Source organism: Flavobacterium sp. HBTb2-11-1, assembly GCF_009826975.1.
In the GTDB taxonomy this organism is placed as follows: Bacteria; Bacteroidota; Bacteroidia; order Flavobacteriales; family Flavobacteriaceae; genus Flavobacterium.
The window spans coordinates 1-1197 of record NZ_WUMO01000023.1 but is presented as its reverse complement, the minus strand read 5'-3'; the positions used below and the strand labels follow the sequence as shown (position 1 = coordinate 1197).

The following is a 1197-nucleotide window of genomic DNA, read 5'->3' as shown; positions in this document are numbered from 1 at the left end:
TTAGATTTGTTTTTTGAAATTTAAGTAGATTTATGAGTGAGAAAGGAAGCCAAAGTAAACTGTTCGTTCCTCTGAGCTAGAGACTCATATTCTGATTAAGACTTTAGCTTCCCTTTCATCAAAGACTCAGATAGAAATTTGGGCTAGTGACCCGTTATTAAGGAGTTGAGCTTATGATGAATTTCTCAAATCATTGTTGAATCGTAAAAGCAAAGTTATGAAAAACATTATTATTGGCATTGATATCAGCAGCAAGACTTTGGATATATGCGTTAAAGAAGAATCTGTAAATCACTTTTCAATTGAAAATACCGTTCCAGCTATAAGACGTTTTTTAAAAAGATATTCAAATGAAAATGTAATGATAGCCATGGAAAACACAGGCAGATACAATTGGAATCTTTTCGAGGCATTGGAAAAATTCAGCTTTAAAGTTTATGTGATATCGGCACTGCATATCAAAAAAAGCATAGGTCTTGTCAGAGGGAAAAATGATAAAATCGATGCGCTGCGAATTTGTAATTTCATTGAAAAAAATCATCAGGAAAATAGAGAATGGAAGCCTAGTTCCTGTTCTATTAAAAAAATAAAAATACTACTGGCTGAAAGAGCTTTAAGAATAAAAATCAAAAAACAGCTTACGGTTCAGCAGCATGATTACAAATTAATGAAAGGTATTGGACTGGATAAAGAACTCAAAAACCTAAATATCAGGCTCATTAAAAACATTGATGCCCAGATTAAGATTATTGAAAAGGATATTGAAAATATAATTCATAATGACCAAAACCTAAGCCAACAGCACAAACTGATAAAATCTGTTCCAGGCGTAGGCAAGGTTTTATCATGGACGTTATTATCAAAAACAGAAGGATTTACAGCCATAACAGATCCAAGAAAAATGGCATGCTACAGCGGAGTCGTGCCTTTTGACTTTCAATCTGGGACATCATTAAAAAAAAGACCAGCAGTATCAATACTTGCTGATAAAAACTTAAAAACTATCCTGCATATGGCTGCAATGAGTGCAATTAGACTGGATAATGATTTAAGAAGATATTACATTAGAAAAATCGAAGAAGGAAAAAACAAAATGAGCGTTTTAAACGCAGTGAGAAATAAAATAATTCATCGGGTTTTTGCAGTAATAAAAAACCAAACCTTTTATGAAAAAGATTTGGTTTTATCATAGAAATC

General features: G+C 32.2%; 1 protein-coding gene. It reads left to right on the top strand.

Annotated features, from left to right (window positions below):
• The first annotated feature begins 217 nt into the window (after positions 1-217).
• The gene (locus GR162_RS22065) at positions 218-1192 is read left to right on the top strand and encodes an IS110 family transposase (protein WP_160783891.1); all 975 of its coding nucleotides are present in this window, start codon (positions 218-220) and stop codon (positions 1190-1192) included.
• Positions 1193-1197: the final 5 nt, after the last annotated feature.